This window comes from Streptomyces sp. URMC 123, assembly GCF_051386515.1.
Taxonomy (GTDB): domain Bacteria; phylum Actinomycetota; class Actinomycetes; order Streptomycetales; family Streptomycetaceae; genus Streptomyces.
In genome coordinates, this window is sequence record NZ_JBPQTV010000035.1 from 15,897 (window position 1) to 31,462 (window position 15,566).

Here is a 15,566-nt window from a genome sequence, read left to right on the forward strand (position 1 = left end):
TCTGCCGGATCAGAAGATGTCGGGGCACCACGGCTTGCGCGGGGTCCGCAGCAGCGCGTCGGCGAGCGCGGCGGCCCCCGTCCGGTGCTCCACCACGCGTCCCAGCGCGAGCAGCCGGACCGGGGACTCGTCACCGAGGTAGAGCGCGCTCAAGTCGCCCATGCTCAGGGACAGATCGGCCGAGGCGGTGGTCGGGGCGCAGGAGGCGCCCTCGGGCGAGGCGTCCAGCCGGTAGCGCCCGCCGGCGAGCCCCGCCGGGTCCTGGACCTCGATCACCAGCGAACCGCTGACGGGATAGGTGCGGGCCTCCAGGGCGCGCGGCACGTCCAGCAGCCGCGTCCACAGCAGGTCGGCGTGCGAGACGACCCGTGCCGCCCGCGGATCGGGCAGCAGCAGCGGCAGCACATCGTCCGGGGCGCGGTGGCCGGTGCGCACGGAGAGCACCCAGTCCACCGAGAACAGGAAGTGCCACAGTGCCCGTTCGGCCTCGGGCGTGGCGGCCAGGAGTTCCCTGACGGTGATGGTGCCCTGCGGCTGCTTGGCCTCCCAGTGGCCGTCCGCGGAGTAGGCGGCCACGCCGTCGACCCGGCCCTCGGGGGAGCGGTGGAAGATGTAGTACGGCTCCTTCCACTCCTCGACGGGGAAGCGCAGCTCGCCGCTGGCCCGCTGCCACCAGCGCTTGTCGCGGCTGACCAGCCCGGCCCGCTCACCGGCCAGCCGCTCGTGCAGCTCGGGGCCCAGGGCGCGGTAGTCCGCGCCGTCCCCCAGGTCCACCCGGCCGCCGTCGTCCGGCCCCGCCCAGCGGGGATCGAGGCCGGCCCGGGCCGTCTCGACCTGCCACTCGGTGCCCCAGGCCGACGGGCCGAACCCGAAGCGGCCGTAGATCGGGTACTCCGCCGCGATCAGCGTGGCGACCACGTCACCGCGCTCCTTGGCCGCCGCGAGATCCCGGGCCATCATCCGGCTGAGCAACCCGCGCCGGCGGTGCGTGGGCGAGACCGTGACCCCGCTGATCGCGTCCGCGGCGACGCGGGCCCCGCCCGGCACGGTCAGCCGCTGCTCGAAACTGCGAAACGTGCCGACACAGCGGCCCCGGTCGAACGCGCCCTGCACCCGGTCGAGATCCATCCCCGGACGGCGCGCCGCCACCTCCTCCTCGCTCACCACCGGCGGACGCAGAAAGCCGGTGAAGATGGCGCGCAGCCAGTCGGATATCTCCGAGTCGTGGATCGTGCGGATCTCGATGCTCATGGGCCCACGCTAGGAGATGCCGTGCGGCGGGGGCGCGTGAATTTTCCGTACGACGCCGACGTGCCGCCCGGCGCCGCCCGGTTCGGACGTCGCGCCGGACGTCGCGCCGGGCGTCGTGCCGGACGTCGAGGCAAACGTCGTGTCAGACCAGCAGGTCGTCCACCTGCGCTTCCCCCTCGCGGTAGCGGCGGGCGATCTCCGCCGAGCAGTCGTCCGCGGTGCGCTGCAACTGCTGCCGCCGCCGTGAGACCTCCTGCTCGTACCCGACGAGGCGGTCCATCGCCCCGTTCAGCTCCTCGTCCGTGCGGGCCGCGAGGTCCGACAGCTCGACCTCCGCCAGCATGTCCTCGGCGAGCCGTCGGTACTCCTCGCCGCGCGGGGGCTCGAGCGTGACGTGCCGGGCCGAGGAGCGCACCCGTGAGGGCACGTCCCGCAGGATCTCCGGCAGTCGGTCGACCACGGGCGACTCGGGGGCCGTGCGGCGCGCCAGCTCGGCGCTCAGGATGTCGATGCGGCCCTGAAGCAGCCGCCGGACGTAACTGAGGTCCGCCTCGTGCCGCTGGGACTCGCGGCGCAGGGCGCGCAGCTCCGCCAGCCGCAGGGAGTCCAGCTCGGGCCGACGCTCCACAGATGTGCTCATACGTGATCCGTCCCCTCATCCGGTGCGGCGCCCGCTTGCGTCAGGCTGCGCACCGCCTGCACGCATGGTGCCACTGTGCGTGCGGGGCGTGCACGGTTCCCGCACCCGTTCGGCTGCCCGCCGTACGCCGGGCATGATGGTCCGTATGCGTGCGGTGGTGCAGAGAGTGGACGGCGCGAAGGTCGTCGTGGACGGCGAGACGGTCGGCGAAGTGGTGGGTCAGGGGCTGTGCGTCCTGGTGGGCGTCACGCACGACGACACGCCGGAGAAGGCGGAGCGGCTGGCGCGGAAATTGTGGTCGCTGCGGGTGCTGGAGGGGGAGAAGTCCTGCTCGGACATCGACGCGCCGCTGCTCGTCATCAGCCAGTTCACTCTCTACGGTGACGCCCGTAAGGGCCGCAGGCCCACGTGGAACGCGGCGGCGCCGGGCGAGGTGGCCGAGCCGCTCGTCGACGAGGTGGTCGCCCGGCTGCGGGCGCTGGGGGCGCGGGTGGAGACGGGCCGGTTCGGCGCGGACATGAAGGTGTCCTTGACGAACGACGGCCCGTTCACGGTCCTCGTGGAGGTCTGAGCCGCGGGGGCTCCACCCGGCGGCCACGGCTCAACCGCGCCCAGTGCCCGGCCGCCCGGCGGCTACGGCTCGACGACGACTTCCTGCGCCGCGGCCGTCGTGTCCGCCAGCAGCTCCGCGTCCACCGGCACATTCCGCTTGACCAGGGCGAGCGCGATGGGCCCCAGCTCGTGGTGGCGCGCGGAGGTGGTGACGAAGCCGATCTGGCGGCCCTCCGGCCCGTCCGCGGCCAGCCGCACCGGCGCGCCGTGCGGCGGCAGCTTCACCTCGCTGCCGTCGAGGTGCAGAAAGACCAGCCGACGCGGCGGCCGGCCCAGGTTGTGGACCCGGGCGACGGTCTCCTGGCCGCGGTAGCAGCCCTTCTGAAGGTGGACGGCCGTCTCGAGCCAGCCCAGCTCGTGCGGGATGGTGCGGTGGTCGGTCTCCAGACCGAACCGCGGCCGGCGGGCCTCGACGCGCAGCGCCTCCAGCGCGAGCACACCGATGGCCGGCCCGTGCTCGGCCGCGAAGGACTCCAGCTCGCCGCGCGGCAGGAACAGGTCCCGCCCGTGGGAGGTCTCGCGGGCCACCGTGCCGGCCGGGGTCTCGGTGATCGAGCCGGCCGGGAGGTGGACGACGGCGTACGCCTCCGTGGAGTCCGCCACCTCCACCCGGTAGAAGAACTTCATGCTCTCCAGATAGGAGATCAGCTCGCGCTGGGTGCCCGGTTCGACGTGGGCCCACGTCGTCTCGCCGTCGTCCACGAGGTACAGCGCGTGCTCCACATGGCCGTGCGCCGACAGCACCAGGGCCTCGGTGGCCCGCCCCGGCGGCAGCTCGCTGACGTGCTGGGTGAGCAGCAGGTGGAGCCAGCTCAGCCGGTCGGGGCCGGTGACCGTGACCACGCCGCGGTGCGAGAGGTCCACGAAGCCGGTGCCGTCCGCGAGGGCGCGCTGCTCGCGGAAGAGATCGCCGTAGTGCGCGGCGACGCCTTCGTCCGGGGCCTCGGCGGCGACGGCGCCGGGCAGCGACAGCAGGGGGCTGGCTGGTGAGTGTCGCAGCATGATGAACAGCCTACGGCCCGGCGGGCGCGTCCTCGGCGGCAGCGTGCCCGGAGGTGCACTTCGCACATCTGCCGAAGATCGCGAAGTGCTTCATATCGGTGTCGAAGCCGAAGGTCTCGCGCAGCCGGTCCGTGAAGGACTGCGCCACCGACAGATCGGCCTCGATCACCTCGGTGCAGTCCCGGCACACCAGGTGTATGTGGTGGTGCCGGTCGGCGAGGTGGTACGTGGGGGCGCCGTGGCCGAGGTGGGCATGGCTGACCAGGCCCAGTTCCTCCAGCAGCTCCAGGGTGCGGTAGACCGTGGAGATGTTCACCCCACCCGCCGTGCGGCGCACCTCGGTGAGGATGTCGTCGGGGGTGGCGTGTTCCAGGCGGTCCACGGCCTCCAGCACGAGCTGGCGCTGCGGAGTGAGCCGGTACCCGCGCTTTCTCAGATCGCTCTGCCAGTCGGTGCTCACCACACGACCAGTGTAGGGAGCGCGCCCGGCCCCGGCGCCCGGTCGGCGGCTCAGCGGAAGAAGGCGATGCCGTCGTCCGGAAGGTCCTTGAGGTCCTTCGCCCACTCGCTCGGGTCGACGACCTTCTTCAGGTGCGCCGACATGTACGGCCGCAGCGGCACCTCCGGGGTGGACTTCTCGCCCACCCACATCAGATCGCTGTTGACGTAGCCGTACAGCCGCTTGCCACCGGAGTACGGGCCGGCGGCGGCCGTACGGGCCACGGCGTCGGTGACCAGGTCGATCTGGGGCTTCTTGTCGGCCAGCTCGCCGTACCAGACCTCGACGATGCCCTGGTCGCGGATCATGACGATTTCGACCTTGCGGTCCTTGTCGATCCGCCAGTAACCGCTCTCGGTCTCCAGCGGGCTGACCTTGTTGCCCTCGTTGTCGAGCACCCAGCTGTGCGAGACGTACTCCAGGAAGTCCCGGCCGTCGTGGCGGAAGGTCACGTCCTGGCCGAAGTTGCACTTCTCCGTGCCAGGGAAGTCGTAGACACCCGCGCCCGTCCAGTTGCCGAGGAGAAAGGCGAGGGGCACGAGGTCCGGGTGGAGGTCGGACGGGATCTCGATCATGAGCTCAGGCGATCTTTTCGAGGGACGGTGGGGAAGCGGTCAGCGCTGGCCCTGGTAGAGCTTCTTCACGGTCAGGGCGGCGAAGGCACCGACGCAGACCACGACGAGAACCAGCAGGGCGGTGAAGAATGCCTCAAGCACGAGCGTGCTCCTCGAACGGGAGTGAGGGTTACGGACCGCTGCCGAGTGTAGTCCGCGTCGCCGGACCGGGCTCTGTGAGGTCCGCCGCCCGGGTGCCGCCGGGGTGCCGCCCGGGTTCCGCCGGGGTGCCGCGGCGCGCGACCGGCGGCCCCGCGCGGGCGGCGCGCCCGTCGCGCTGCCCTACAGTGAGCCCGTGGCGAAGAAGCTCGTGATCAAGGTGACGGCCGGTTCCGACGCACCCGAGCGGTGCTCCCAGGCGTTCACGGTGGCCGCGGTCGCCGTGGCGAGCGGGGTCGAGGTCTCCCTCTGGCTGACCGGTGAGTCCTCGTGGTTCGCGCTGCCGGGCCGGGCGGCGGAGTTCGAGCTGCCGCACGCGGCGCCGCTGCCCGATCTGATCGACTCGCTGCTGGCGGGCGGCCGGATCACCCTGTGCACGCAGTGCGCGGCCCGCCGGGACATCACGGAGAAGGACGTGCTGGAGGGCGTACGGATCGCCGGGGCGCAGGTCTTCGTGAGCGAGGCGCTGGCCGAGGGCGTGCAGGCGCTCGTCTACTGAGCCTCCCGGCCGGTACCGAGCCTCACGGCCGATCCTGAGGCACAAAGAGCCCCGGCCGTCACCAGCGGCGCCTGCCGTCCAGCTCGTCCCACCAGCGGTCCGACACCTCGTCCCCGGACGGGTCGTCCCACCAGCGGTCGTCCGGCCCGCGCCGATTGGCGACGACCGCCGCCAGCGGCGGGATGACCATGGCCACCACGCACATGCCGACCGCGACGGGCACCGACCACAGCCGCACCACGGCCCACGCCGCGATGAACAGCGTCAGGCACGCGCCCATCAGGACGAAGTAGAGGCGACGGCGTCGCGCGTACATGCCTTCAGCGTACGCCGCGCCGTTCGCGCGGCCCCGGACAGGCGTCGAGGGCCGCACCCCGGTTCCAAGGCGTCCAACCCCCCGGGAGTGCGGCCCTCGGGCCGGCTCTACGGCCTGCGGCGTTCCGCGGCCCCTCGGACCGCGGCCCCTCGGACCGCGGTCGCTCAGACCGCGATCGCCACCTCGGCCGGCGCGCCCTGGCGCGCCACGACCTTACGGTCCACGGTCGCGCCCGGGACCAGCGCCCGCAGGGTCCACGTGCCCGGCGCGGCGAAGAAGCGGAACTGCCCGGTCGCGGACGTCGGCACCTCGGCGGTGAACTCGCCGCCGCCGTCCAGCAGCCGGACGTAACCGGACACGGGCTGGCCGTCGCGGGTCAGCGACCCCTGGATGATCGTTTCCTTGGTCACGTCGACGCCCGCGAGGTCGGGGCCGCCGGTCTGTGCTCCACACATGCTGTCTGTTTCCTTACGCGTCGAAGGCTGTCGAGAACTGTCGAGAACCGGGGCGGCGGCGCGGCGGCGGTTCAGCCGGTCCGCCGCGCGTCACCCGCGCCGAGCTCGATCGGCACGCCCACCAGCGAGCCGTACTCGGTCCACGAGCCGTCGTAGTTCTTGACGTTCGACTGGCCGAGCAGCTCGTGCAGCACGAACCAGGTGAGGGCGGAGCGCTCGCCGATCCGGCAGTAGGCGATGGTGTCCTTCGACAGGTCCACGGCCTCGGACTCGTAGAGCGCCTTGAGCTCGTCGTCCGACTTGAACGTGCCGTCGTCGTTGGCGTTCTTCGACCACGGGATGTTCCGGGCGGTCGGCACGTGGCCGGGGCGCTGCGACTGCTCCTGCGGCAGGTGCGCGGGGGCCAGCAGCTTGCCGCTGAACTCGTCGGGCGAGCGGACGTCCACGAGGTTCAGCTCGCCGATCGCCGCCAGCACGTCGTCGCGGAAGGCGCGGATCGCGGTGTTCTGCGGCTTGGCCTTGTACGTGGTGGTGGGCCGCTGCGGCACCTCGGCGACCAGGTCGCGGGAGTCCAGCTCCCACTTCTTGCGGCCGCCGTCGAGCAGCTTGACGCTCTCGTGGCCGTACAGCTTGAAGTACCAGTAGGCGTACGCCGCGAACCAGTTGTTGTTGCCGCCGTAGAGGACGACCGTGTCGTCGTTGGCGATCCCCTTGGCGGACAGCAGCTTCTCGAAGCCGGCCTGGTCGACGAAGTCGCGGCGCACCGGGTCCTGGAGGTCCTTCTTCCAGTCGATCCGGACGGCGTTCCTGATGTGGTTCTTGTCGTAGGCCGCGGTGTCCTCGTCGACCTCGACGATCACCACCTTGGGGTCGTCCAGGTGGGCCTCGACCCAGTCGGCGTCCACCAGGACGTCAGTGCGGCTCATGCTGTTCTCCTCCGGGGCGGTTGCGGATGCGCGGTCGTACGGGGCGCGGGTACGGGGTGCGCCCCGGGGCGGTGTACGGCCGCGGGTACGAGCGGGTACGAGTGCGAGTGCGGATACGGGTCCGGCCCGGCCCCGCCGCGCGGGTCCGGAGAGCGGGTACGCCACGGGTCATGCCCACGGAATGGCACGGTGACGCTCGGATCGGACGGGGTCGGCCCGTCGGATCGGATCGCATCGGATCAGGCCCGGCGGCGGGCCGGCGGAGAGCGGAGGACCGGGTGCCCATGAGGGGCCGGCTCCGGCTAGAAAGTGCGACAGAGCATGGCGGCCACGCGGCACAGGTCGACTGCCCGCCGCTTGGTGAGGTCCGCCTGTCGTCTCATGGGCCCGATCGTAGGGACGGGCGGCCCCGCGTGTCATCAGTGTGTCGAATGATGAGACGTGAAAGTCCGCAATGCGGGACGACGAAGGGGCTCGCGGGCGTCGGAAGGGGTGCCGTACGGGGTCCCGGCGGGGCTTCGGCTGAGGGGCGGACGGCGCGTCTCGCGGAATGGGACGACGCGGGCCCGCGCGGCCCCGCACGGAGCGGTCGGACCGCCGGTGCCGGCCGCCGGCGCCGGGCCGCCGGTGCGGGCGGCTGGGGCGCGCGGTCGCGGGCAGGCCGGGCCGCCGGTGCGGGTGGTCAGCCGGCGAGGACCACGCCGGAGCCCGCGACGGTCACCTGAATGCCGTCCGGGGTCGCCTCGACCTTGTCGAGCTTCATCCCCTTCGGCAGGCCGCTGATCTCACGGTCGAAGTCGATCTTCTGGCGGACCATGCGCTCGAGGCCGGGGACCTCCGCGCCGGGCACCGCGTCGGCGCGCAGCCGGATCGTGTCGCCGTCGACGATGCTCACGGTGCTGAGCACGCTGCGCTGGATGGTGCGGCCGAACACCGTGACGGTGCCGCCGACCTTCACCTGGCTCTTGCCGGCCTTGTCCGTGCCGCCGTACGAGACGGTGACGGCCGGGTCGCCGGCGGCCTTGGTCAGATCGGCGTAGCTGATGTGGGCCGTGCCCGTGGCGCGGTCGGCGATGGCCGAGGTGAGGTTGTTCTGCAGCCGCACATCGTGCAGGCGCGCCGACATCCGGGTGACCCGGACGGCGCGGCCGCCGGCGTTGGCGCTGACGCCGTCGAGGTTGACGTCCACCTCATCGAGTTGTTTGAACGCGATCTGCGTCAGAAAGGGAAAGCCCTTTATCGAGACGTCGGGGGTGCCGGCCAGGCCCTGGGAGCTCTGCAGCTTGCTCGCCGCCTTGTCCTCGGCGTAGCCCACCGCGAAGCGGTCGACGGCCACGAAGATCCCACCGAAGATCACGGCAAGAATGAGAATTATGCGCAGTGCCCGCATAGGAGTGGTCCCCCCAGGGTCATCGGATCGATCCGGCCCGGTCGGGCCACTGACGGAGCCTAACCGGCGGGTCCGCCCGACCGGGAGATCAACGTGACCGACCTGGCAGTGGGCGGACCCGGCGGCACGCGGCCCCGCAGCCGGTGATCGGGTCCGCCCCGCCGCCTCCGTCAGGCGATGCCGCCTGGGTCAGGCGATGACCCTGCCGATCAGATAGACCGCGGGGGCCGCGGCGGTGAGCGGCAGCGCCACCCCCGCCGTCATGTGCACGAACCGGGAGGGCCAGTCGTAGCTGGCGACCCGCAGACCGATCAGCGCGCAGACGCCGGTGGCCAGGCCGAGCAGCGCCGCCGAGCCGCCGAGGTCCGTCAGGCCGCCCGCCGCGGTTCCCGCACCGGCGGCCGCCAGCAGCGCCACCACGGGGGAGACGTACGCGGGCAGGGGCAGCGCCCGGGCCAGGGCCGCGGCCGCGACACCGGCGGCCCCGACCACGACGGTGTCCGGGTCCGCGGCGGCCAGGTGCCCGGCCGCCAGGACCGTGACCGCCGTCGAGGTGACCGTGGCGGTCAGGGCGTACAGCCGTTCGTCGGGCGAGCTGTGGTTGCGCAGCTGGAGCACCAGGACCAGCAGGAGCCACACGCCCAGGGTGGCGATGGCCACGGTCGGGGCGTGCTCCCGGCCGGCCGCGAGCAGCCCGGCGTCGGCGGCCACGCCGCCGAGGAAGGCGAGCGCGATGCCCTGGCGGGCGGGCCACATGCCGTTCAGCCGGAACCAGCCGGCCGCCGTCACCGCCTGCAGGAGTACGACGGCCACGGCGAGCGCCGGCCGCGACAGCGGCGCGGTCACCGCGAGGAGCGCGGCGAGCCCGGTGGTCAGCAGGGCCGGCTGGAGGCCCGGCGGGATGATCGGCGAGCCGGTGCGGTGGGCGGAGGCGGCGGGAGCGGCGGCGGCCGGAGCGGTGGGTTCCGCGGGCTCGGGCGCCCCAGCCGTTCCGGCGGTCCCAACCGTTCCAGCCATCCCGGCCTCGGCGCGGGCGGCCCCGTGGCGGCCCGCCCCCTCGTGCTCCTGAAGTCCGCGGTGGTCGTCGGGGTGGGCCTGCCCGCGGTGGTCGCCGCGGGGCGCGTACCCGCCGTCGCCGCCCGTGCGTGCGTACGGGCCGTTGCCGGGGGAGGCGCCGAAGGGCCGCTCCGGCGGGAGCGGGGCCGCCCCGGGCGCCGCGTGCTGCGCGGGGAGGTAGGCGGTCTCCGCCGCGTCGCCCTGACCGGACCCGTATCCCGCCCCGGCACCGGACCCGTATCCGGCCCCGGACTCGTATCCGGGCCCCGGCCCGGACCCGTACGGCGCCGGCCGGTCGTCCCAGGCGCGGCCGTCCCAGCTCTGCGCCTCCCAGCTCTGCGGCTGGGCGGCCGCGGGCTGCTGCCAGTCCTGCGGGTGCCGGTCCTGCGGGTGCCGGCCGTGGTCCGGCGCGCCGTAGGGGTCGCCGTGGGAGCCGGTGTCGTACGGCGCCGGCGCCGGGGCCCACTCCTGCCGCTGCGGCTGCGCCGGCCGGTCGTAGCCGTACTGCTCTCCGTGCCCCTGTTCCTGGTGGGGCTGCTGGTACGCGTACGTCTGCTGCTGCTGTGCCGGCCGGCCCTGCGCGTACGGGTCGTAGCCGTACGGCTGTTCGTACGGCTCGGGGGACTCGTACCGCTCGCCGTGCGCGTACGGCTCGTGCGGCGCGTACGGGTCCTGGGGCCGCCGCGGGGAGGAGGGCCGCGGCCGGCCCTCGGGGTGCGACCCGCCTCGGTAGGGGTCGTGCGGTTGCTGCGTCATGGTGTGGGGCTCACCCTCCTGCGAACGGCGGGAGCACCTCGACCGTGCCGCCCTCGGCCAGTGTGACGGCGTCATGAGCACGTGTTCCCACCGGGTCGCCGTCCACCAGGAAGGAGCAGCGGAGGAGGACACGGGCGAACTCCGGGCGGCCGTCGTGGCGCCGGCGCGCGGCGTCGAGCGCCTCGGCGAGGGTGGCCGCCCGATAGGGCTCCTCACCGGTCCCGGCGGCGGCCTTCGCGGCGGCCCAGTAGCGGATGGTGCCGGTGGCGGTCACGGGCGCCTCCTGTCCTTCTCCAGTCCGGCACCCCCGTGGTGCCGTCTCCATGATGACGGGTCCGCCGAACGGCCCCCGGCGGGGCTCGCGGCGTGGCTCGCGCGTGGCCCCGGCGGGGGCCGTGGCACGTGGCGCGGCGGCCGGAGCGTCCCTGGCGGTCGGGGCGTGTCTGGTGATCGGTCCGCCGTGGCCGCCGGGCCCGTCGGGGGCTCCGGGCTCAGAGCCAGGCGGCGATGCGCGCCAGCAGGTCGTCGTCCGCGGCCTGCTCCGCGTGCCCCATGCCGTGTTCGATCCACAGCTCCACCGCGCCCGGCGCCCCCGCCTCGGCCAGCGCCCGCGGGTGGTCGAGCGGGAAGTACGGGTCGCGGTCCCCGTGCACCACGAGCAGCGGGGTCGGGGCGATCAGCGGCACCGCGGCGAACGGCGCCAGCGGCACCGGGTCCCAGTCCTTGTGGTGGATGCGGGTGTTCAGCCCGTAGCGCCCGACGAGCCGGCCCGCGCGCCGGGTGACCACCCAGTGCAGCCGTCGCATCGGCGCGGTCCCCCGGTAGAACCAACGAGCGGGGGCGCTCACGGAGACCACCGCATCGGCATGTGCTTCCGTGCGCCCCCCTGGCCGCTCCTCCCCCTGGGGCGGGTCCCCGCCGGGGCCGTCGAGCCCGATCCGGCCGTCCGGCCGGTACAGCGCGGCGTGCCGCAGGACCACCGAGCCGCCCATGGAGAAGCCGACGGTGGCGACCTTCCGGTAGCCGAGCTCCCGCGCCCAGCGCACCGCGGCCGCCAGGTCGAGGACCTCGCGGTCGCCGACCGTGGACCGGCCGCCGGAGCCGCCGTGCCCCCGGAAGGAGAAGGTGATCACGGCGGCACGCTGGGCGAAGACACCGGCCGCCCGCCGGATCGCGGGCCGGTCGCGCGAGCCGGTGAACCCGTGGGCGATCACGATCGCGAGGCCGTCGGCGGGGGCGCCGGCGGCCGGGAGCCAGTGGGCCGCCTCGATCCGTACGCCGTCCTCCGTTCGGAGGACGGCCGTCCGGGGGGCCGCCGCGGCCGCCGTGCCCGGCGCGCCGCCTGGAGCACTCCCCGGCGCGCCGCCCGGCGCGGGCGAGGAAGCGGGCGGCGGGGCGGGCGAAGGGGCGGCCGATGCCGCCGCCGACGTGATCGAGGGAACAGGGGCCCGCCCCGCAGAGGTATCCGGTCCGGAACTCATGTGGGCTATTCTGCTGCCAAGAGGACCCAGGCAGAGTTGCCCTTGGGTCCTTTGTGCTTTCGAGCGGGTGCCCCGGGTCGGTCCCGGGCGACCGCGGCCCGGGGCCCGGGCCACGGCCGCCCGTACGAGCCAGGCCGCACACGTCCTCGCAGGGACCGAGGAGGAACCGACGTAATGGGCGAGCTGAGCGCGCGGAACGCAAGGACCCGGCCGGCCGGGTCGTACCCCCTGACGACCGAAGGGGGCCCCCGATGAGCTCTCTTCTGCTGCTCACCAACGCCCTCCAGCCCTCCACGGAGGTGCTGCCGGCCCTCGGTCTGCTGCTGCACAGCGTGCGGGTGGCGCCCGCGGAGGGGCCCGCCCTGGTGGACACCCCCGGCGCGGACGTGATCCTCGTCGACGGCCGCCGCGACCTTCCGCAGGTGCGCAGCCTGTGTCAGCTGCTGCGGTCCACGGGGCCCGGCTGCCCGCTGATCCTGGTGGTCACCGAGGGCGGCCTCGCGGCCGTCACCGCGGACTGGGGGATCGACGACGTGCTGCTGGACACGGCCGGGCCCGCGGAGGTGGAGGCGCGGCTGCGGCTGGCCATGGGCCGCCAGCAGATCAGCGCCGACGACAGCCCGATGGAGATCCGCACCGGTGATCTCTCGGTGGACGAGGCCACGTACAGCGCCAAGCTCAAGGGGCGGGTGCTGGACCTGACCTTCAAGGAGTTCGAGCTGCTGAAGTACCTGGCCCAGCACCCGGGCCGGGTCTTCACCCGCGCACAGCTCCTCCAGGAGGTCTGGGGGTACGACTACTTCGGTGGCACGCGCACGGTCGACGTCCATGTGCGGCGGCTGCGGGCCAAGCTCGGGCCGGAGCACGAGTCGCTCATCGGCACCGTCCGGAACGTCGGCTACCGCTTCGTGATCCCGGAGAAGGCGGAACGGGCCGAGAAGGCCGAGCGAGCGGAGAAGGCGGAGCGGGCCGAGCAGGGAGAGCGGCCGGAGCAGGGGGAGCGGTCCGAGAAGCCCGCCGCGGAGGGCCGGCCCGGCGAGGGCGGGGGCCCGGGGGCGCAGGCGCGGACGGACGGGCAGGCGCGCAGTACGGGCGAGCCGGCGCGTACGGGGGGCGCGCGGTCGGCCGCGCGCGCTCGCTGAGGGTCCCGGGCCGCCCTGGCCCGTGTACGGTTCCTCCACTGCCCGCGCGGCTACGGTTCCTCCACCGCTCGCGCACGTTCGTCCGCTGCTCGCGCGGCGCTCGTACGGCACGTGCGCGGCGCTCGTACGGCGCTTGTGCGATGGGCCGAAGATCCTGAAATCGCGCCTGCTCCGGCCGGTTCAATCCGCGTAGACTGCCGCGCGTGGCCAAGGTGACGCGTGACGATGTGGCAAGGCTGGCGGGGACCTCGACCGCGGTCGTCAGCTACGTCATCAACAACGGACCGAGGCCGGTCGCCCCGGCCACCCGCGAGCGCGTACTGGCCGCGATCAAGGAGCTCGGGTACCGGCCCGACCGGGTGGCCCAGGCGATGGCGAGCCGCCGCACCGACCTCATAGGCCTGATCGTGCCGGATGCCCGGCAGCCCTTCTTCGCCGAGATGGCGCACGCCGTGGAACAGGCCGCCGCCGAGCGCGGAAAGATGGTCCTGGTCGGCAACTCCAACTACCTCGACGAGCGCGAGGTCCACTATCTGCGGGCCTTCCTCGGCATGCGGGTGTCCGGCCTGATCCTCATCAGCCAGGGCCCGAGCGAGCACGCGGCGATAGAGATCGACGCCTGGGACGCGCGGGTCGTCCTGCTGCACCGGCGGCCCGAGGCGATCGACGACGTCGCGGTCGTCACCGACGACATCGGCGGCGCCCACCTCGCCACCCGCCATCTGCTGGAGCACGGGCACCCGTACGTCGCCTGCCTCGGCGGCGTGGAGTCCACCCCGGCGGTCGGCGACCCCGTCACCGACCACGTCGAGGGCTGGCGGCGGGCCATGCGGGAGTCCGGGCGCGCCACGGAGGGGCGCCTGTTTCAGGCGCCGTACAACCGGTACGACGCGTACACCGTCGCCATGGACCTGCTCAGCGGCCCCGACCGGCCGCCCGCGATCCTCTGCGCGACGGACGACCAGGCCATCGGCGTGCTGCGGGCCGCGCGCGAGCTGCGCATCGACGTGCCGGGGGAGCTGGCCGTGGCCGGCTTCGACGACGTGCAGGAGGCGGCGCTGACCGATCCGCCGCTGACCACGGTCGCCTCCGACCGGGAGGCGATGGCGCGCGCGGCGGTGGATCTCGTCCTCGACGACGGGCTGCGGATCGCGGGCTCGCGGCGGGAGCGGTTGAAGTTGTTCCCCTCGGCGCTGGTGGTGCGGCGCTCCTGCGGCTGCGGCTGAGCGGCTGACGCCTCCGGCTGTTGGCCGCCGGCCTGTGGCCTGTGGCCGGTTTGCCGTCCCGCCCGTCCTGCGGCGCCGGGGCCGATGCCGCGGGACGGGGTCGCCGGGGGGGGGATTCTGGGGCGCTTCTCAGCGCCGTCTCATGGAACTCTCACCCTCGCCCCGCAGAGTCGGGGGCATGAGCGACGACACCCCGCAGCACGCACCCGGTTCCGCCGGCCGGACCGGCCGTGGGCCGTTCGAGCCGCCGGCCATGCCGATACCGGCCCGCCCGGCGTACGCCCCGAGGACCCCGTTGACCACGCCGGACGGCGTGACCGTCTGGCCGAGCGCCCCCAGTGCTCCCGCCGGGCCCGGCGGCCCGCACGCCTCCGGCGGGCCCGGCCGGCCCGGCGCTTCCGATGGGTTCGGCCCGCCGCCGGGCGGCCACGGCTCCGCCCCGGTCGGCCACGACCCCGCTCCGGGGCACGGCCGGCGGCGGCGCCGGGCCCGTGGGCCCGTCGCGCTGATCGCCGCCGTCGCCCTCGCGGCCGCCGCGATCGGCGGCGGCGCCGCCGCCCTGGTCGGCGAGGTGACCAGCGGTACGCCCCAGGCCAGCGGCTCCGTCGACGGGACCAACGCCTCCGCCAAGCTGAACGGCACCGCGTCCGCCGTGGCCTCCGCCGTCGGCCCGAGCGTCGTCGAGATCACCGCCGGCCAGGGGCCGGAGGGGGCGGCGGGCCGGGGCACCGACACGGCCACCGGCTCCGGCGTGATCATCGGTTCCGGCGGTGAGATCCTCACCAACAACCACGTGATCGACGGCGCCTCGACCATCTCCGTGCGGTTCGCCGACGGCCGGAAGGCCACCGCGAAGGTGCTGGGCACCGACCCGAACCTGGACATGGCCCTGATCAAGGTGACCGGCGTCAGCGGGCTCAAGGCCGCCGAGCTGGGCGACTCCGGCCGGCTGAAGGTCGGCGACCAGGTCGTGGCGTTCGGCTCGCCCCAGGGCCTCACCGGCACGGTGACCAGCGGGATCGTCTCGGCGCTCGGCCGCGATGTGACCGTGCGCCGGGGCGGCGGGCAGGAGCGCACGCCCGAGGGCGGCGGGCGGTGGCCCTTCGGGTTCGGCGGCGACCAGTACAACGGCGAGCTCGGCTCCGCCACCACCACGTACAAGGCGATCCAGACCGATGCCTCGCTCAACCCCGGCAACTCCGGCGGACCGCTGGTGAACATGGACGGGCAGATCATCGGCATCAATTCGGCGATGTACGCGCCCCGGAACGCGGCCGCCGCGTCCGGTGACGCCGGCAGCATCGGGCTCGGCTTCGCCATCCCGATCAACGACGTCAAGAAGGTCCTCGACAAGCTGCGGGGCGGCGGGGCGCGGGCGTGACCGCGTACGGTCCAGAATGCGGCCGTAACCGCCGTAACCGCCGTAACCGCCGTGACCGCCGTGACCGCCGTAACCGCCGTGACCGCGGCGACCGCGCCCCGCCGCCCCGCAGATTGTCGAGGACCTTCTTGACGTCGTTGATCGGGATGGCGACTGTCTCT

General features: G+C 73.9%; 18 protein-coding genes. 5 read left to right on the forward strand and 13 right to left on the reverse strand.

Going from position 1 to position 15,566, the window contains the following annotated elements; translation table 11 throughout:
* Positions 1–9 precede the first annotated feature (9 nt).
* A complete protein-coding gene (locus ACSNOD_RS07450) occupies positions 10–1,251 on the reverse strand; it encodes a GNAT family N-acetyltransferase (protein ID WP_436765965.1) in 1,242 nt (413 codons plus the stop codon).
* Between the two features lie 142 nt (positions 1,252–1,393).
* The gene (locus ACSNOD_RS07455) at positions 1,394–1,891 is read right to left on the reverse strand and encodes an RsiG family protein (protein WP_436765966.1); all 498 of its coding nucleotides are present in this window, start codon (positions 1,889–1,891) and stop codon (positions 1,394–1,396) included.
* 145 nt (positions 1,892–2,036) lie between these two features.
* On the opposite strand from ACSNOD_RS07455, the gene dtd reads away from it, so the two are divergent.
* Positions 2,037–2,462, forward strand: a complete 426-nt coding sequence (gene dtd, locus ACSNOD_RS07460; RefSeq protein WP_436765967.1) for a D-aminoacyl-tRNA deacylase — start codon at positions 2,037–2,039, stop codon at positions 2,460–2,462.
* Positions 2,463–2,524: 62 nt separating this feature from the next.
* Here the strand turns inward: dtd and ygfZ are convergent, their stop codons facing one another.
* The 3 genes from ygfZ to ACSNOD_RS07475 are packed head-to-tail and all read right to left on the reverse strand — an operon-like array spanning position 2,525 to position 4,579.
* Positions 2,525–3,505 carry a CAF17-like 4Fe-4S cluster assembly/insertion protein YgfZ gene (ygfZ, locus tag ACSNOD_RS07465; protein ID WP_436765968.1) on the reverse strand — a complete coding sequence of 327 codons (981 nt, stop codon included), beginning with the start codon at positions 3,503–3,505 and terminating at the stop codon, positions 2,525–2,527.
* 10 nt (positions 3,506–3,515) lie between these two features.
* A complete protein-coding gene (locus ACSNOD_RS07470; RefSeq protein WP_436765969.1) occupies positions 3,516–3,968 on the reverse strand; it encodes a Fur family transcriptional regulator in 453 nt (150 codons plus the stop codon).
* Between the two features lie 47 nt (positions 3,969–4,015).
* Positions 4,016–4,579: an FABP family protein gene (locus ACSNOD_RS07475; protein WP_436765970.1), complete on the reverse strand. Its 564-nt coding sequence runs from the start codon at positions 4,577–4,579 to the stop codon at positions 4,016–4,018.
* A gap of 334 nt (positions 4,580–4,913) precedes the next feature.
* Between ACSNOD_RS07475 and ACSNOD_RS07480 the strand changes: the two genes are divergently transcribed.
* Positions 4,914–5,276: a DsrE family protein gene (locus ACSNOD_RS07480; RefSeq protein ID WP_436765971.1), complete on the forward strand. Its 363-nt coding sequence runs from the start codon at positions 4,914–4,916 to the stop codon at positions 5,274–5,276.
* Positions 5,277–5,334: 58 nt separating this feature from the next.
* On the opposite strand, the gene ACSNOD_RS07485 is transcribed toward ACSNOD_RS07480, so the two are convergent.
* The 8 genes from ACSNOD_RS07485 to ACSNOD_RS07520 form a co-directional block, all read right to left on the reverse strand.
* A complete protein-coding gene (locus tag ACSNOD_RS07485; protein WP_436765972.1) occupies positions 5,335–5,592 on the reverse strand; it encodes a DUF3099 domain-containing protein in 258 nt (85 codons plus the stop codon).
* A gap of 164 nt (positions 5,593–5,756) precedes the next feature.
* Positions 5,757–6,047: a DUF1416 domain-containing protein gene (locus tag ACSNOD_RS07490; protein ID WP_436765973.1), complete on the reverse strand. Its 291-nt coding sequence runs from the start codon at positions 6,045–6,047 to the stop codon at positions 5,757–5,759.
* Between the two features lie 71 nt (positions 6,048–6,118).
* On the reverse strand, positions 6,119–6,973 hold the full coding sequence (locus ACSNOD_RS07495) for a sulfurtransferase (RefSeq protein ID WP_436765974.1): 855 nt from the start codon (positions 6,971–6,973) through the stop codon (positions 6,119–6,121).
* A gap of 302 nt (positions 6,974–7,275) precedes the next feature.
* Complete coding sequence (locus ACSNOD_RS07500; protein ID WP_353963671.1) at positions 7,276–7,356, reverse strand: putative leader peptide; 81 nt, start codon at positions 7,354–7,356, stop codon at positions 7,276–7,278.
* Between the two features lie 299 nt (positions 7,357–7,655).
* The gene (locus tag ACSNOD_RS07505; RefSeq protein ID WP_436765975.1) at positions 7,656–8,363 is read right to left on the reverse strand and encodes an LmeA family phospholipid-binding protein; all 708 of its coding nucleotides are present in this window, start codon (positions 8,361–8,363) and stop codon (positions 7,656–7,658) included.
* Between the two features lie 189 nt (positions 8,364–8,552).
* The gene (locus ACSNOD_RS07510) at positions 8,553–10,175 is read right to left on the reverse strand and encodes a hypothetical protein (protein WP_436765976.1); all 1,623 of its coding nucleotides are present in this window, start codon (positions 10,173–10,175) and stop codon (positions 8,553–8,555) included.
* 10 nt (positions 10,176–10,185) lie between these two features.
* Positions 10,186–10,449: a MoaD/ThiS family protein gene (locus tag ACSNOD_RS07515; RefSeq protein WP_436765977.1), complete on the reverse strand. Its 264-nt coding sequence runs from the start codon at positions 10,447–10,449 to the stop codon at positions 10,186–10,188.
* A 217-nt stretch (positions 10,450–10,666) separates the two neighbouring features.
* Positions 10,667–11,656, reverse strand: coding sequence for an alpha/beta hydrolase family protein (locus ACSNOD_RS07520; protein ID WP_436765978.1), 990 nt, complete (start codon positions 11,654–11,656; stop codon positions 10,667–10,669).
* A 251-nt stretch (positions 11,657–11,907) separates the two neighbouring features.
* Between ACSNOD_RS07520 and ACSNOD_RS07525 the strand changes: the two genes are divergently transcribed.
* The 3 genes from ACSNOD_RS07525 (at position 11,908) to ACSNOD_RS07535 (ending at position 15,405) form a co-directional block, all read left to right on the forward strand.
* Positions 11,908–12,798 (forward strand): winged helix-turn-helix domain-containing protein, encoded by an 891-nt coding sequence (locus ACSNOD_RS07525; protein WP_436765979.1) that lies wholly within the window; start codon positions 11,908–11,910, stop codon positions 12,796–12,798.
* A gap of 203 nt (positions 12,799–13,001) precedes the next feature.
* Positions 13,002–14,024, forward strand: coding sequence for a LacI family DNA-binding transcriptional regulator (locus ACSNOD_RS07530; protein ID WP_436765980.1), 1,023 nt, complete (start codon positions 13,002–13,004; stop codon positions 14,022–14,024).
* A gap of 178 nt (positions 14,025–14,202) precedes the next feature.
* Positions 14,203–15,405, forward strand: coding sequence for a trypsin-like peptidase domain-containing protein (locus tag ACSNOD_RS07535; RefSeq protein ID WP_436765981.1), 1,203 nt, complete (start codon positions 14,203–14,205; stop codon positions 15,403–15,405).
* Positions 15,406–15,566 lie beyond the last annotated feature (161 nt).

Excerpts from the sequence above, each read along its gene's own strand:
- ygfZ (WP_436765968.1), bottom strand. The coding sequence starts at position 3,505 with ATGCTGCGACACTCACCAGCCAGCCCCCTGCTGTCGCTGCCCGGCGCC.
- ACSNOD_RS07535 (WP_436765981.1), top strand. The coding sequence starts at position 14,203 with ATGAGCGACGACACCCCGCAGCACGCACCCGGTTCCGCCGGCCGGACC.
- ACSNOD_RS07495 (WP_436765974.1), bottom strand. The coding sequence starts at position 6,973 with ATGAGCCGCACTGACGTCCTGGTGGACGCCGACTGGGTCGAGGCCCAC.
- ACSNOD_RS07485 (WP_436765972.1), bottom strand. The coding sequence starts at position 5,592 with ATGTACGCGCGACGCCGTCGCCTCTACTTCGTCCTGATGGGCGCGTGC.
- ACSNOD_RS07455 (WP_436765966.1), bottom strand. The coding sequence starts at position 1,891 with ATGAGCACATCTGTGGAGCGTCGGCCCGAGCTGGACTCCCTGCGGCTG.
- ACSNOD_RS07525 (WP_436765979.1), top strand. The coding sequence starts at position 11,908 with ATGAGCTCTCTTCTGCTGCTCACCAACGCCCTCCAGCCCTCCACGGAG.
- ACSNOD_RS07505 (WP_436765975.1), bottom strand. The coding sequence starts at position 8,363 with ATGCGGGCACTGCGCATAATTCTCATTCTTGCCGTGATCTTCGGTGGG.
- ACSNOD_RS07510 (WP_436765976.1), bottom strand. The coding sequence starts at position 10,175 with ATGACGCAGCAACCGCACGACCCCTACCGAGGCGGGTCGCACCCCGAG.
- ACSNOD_RS07475 (WP_436765970.1), bottom strand. The coding sequence starts at position 4,579 with ATGATCGAGATCCCGTCCGACCTCCACCCGGACCTCGTGCCCCTCGCC.
- ACSNOD_RS07500 (WP_353963671.1), bottom strand. The coding sequence starts at position 7,356 with ATGAGACGACAGGCGGACCTCACCAAGCGGCGGGCAGTCGACCTGTGC.
- ACSNOD_RS07450 (WP_436765965.1), bottom strand. The coding sequence starts at position 1,251 with ATGAGCATCGAGATCCGCACGATCCACGACTCGGAGATATCCGACTGG.
- ACSNOD_RS07490 (WP_436765973.1), bottom strand. The coding sequence starts at position 6,047 with ATGTGTGGAGCACAGACCGGCGGCCCCGACCTCGCGGGCGTCGACGTG.
- dtd (WP_436765967.1), top strand. The coding sequence starts at position 2,037 with ATGCGTGCGGTGGTGCAGAGAGTGGACGGCGCGAAGGTCGTCGTGGAC.
- ACSNOD_RS07520 (WP_436765978.1), bottom strand. The coding sequence starts at position 11,656 with ATGAGTTCCGGACCGGATACCTCTGCGGGGCGGGCCCCTGTTCCCTCG.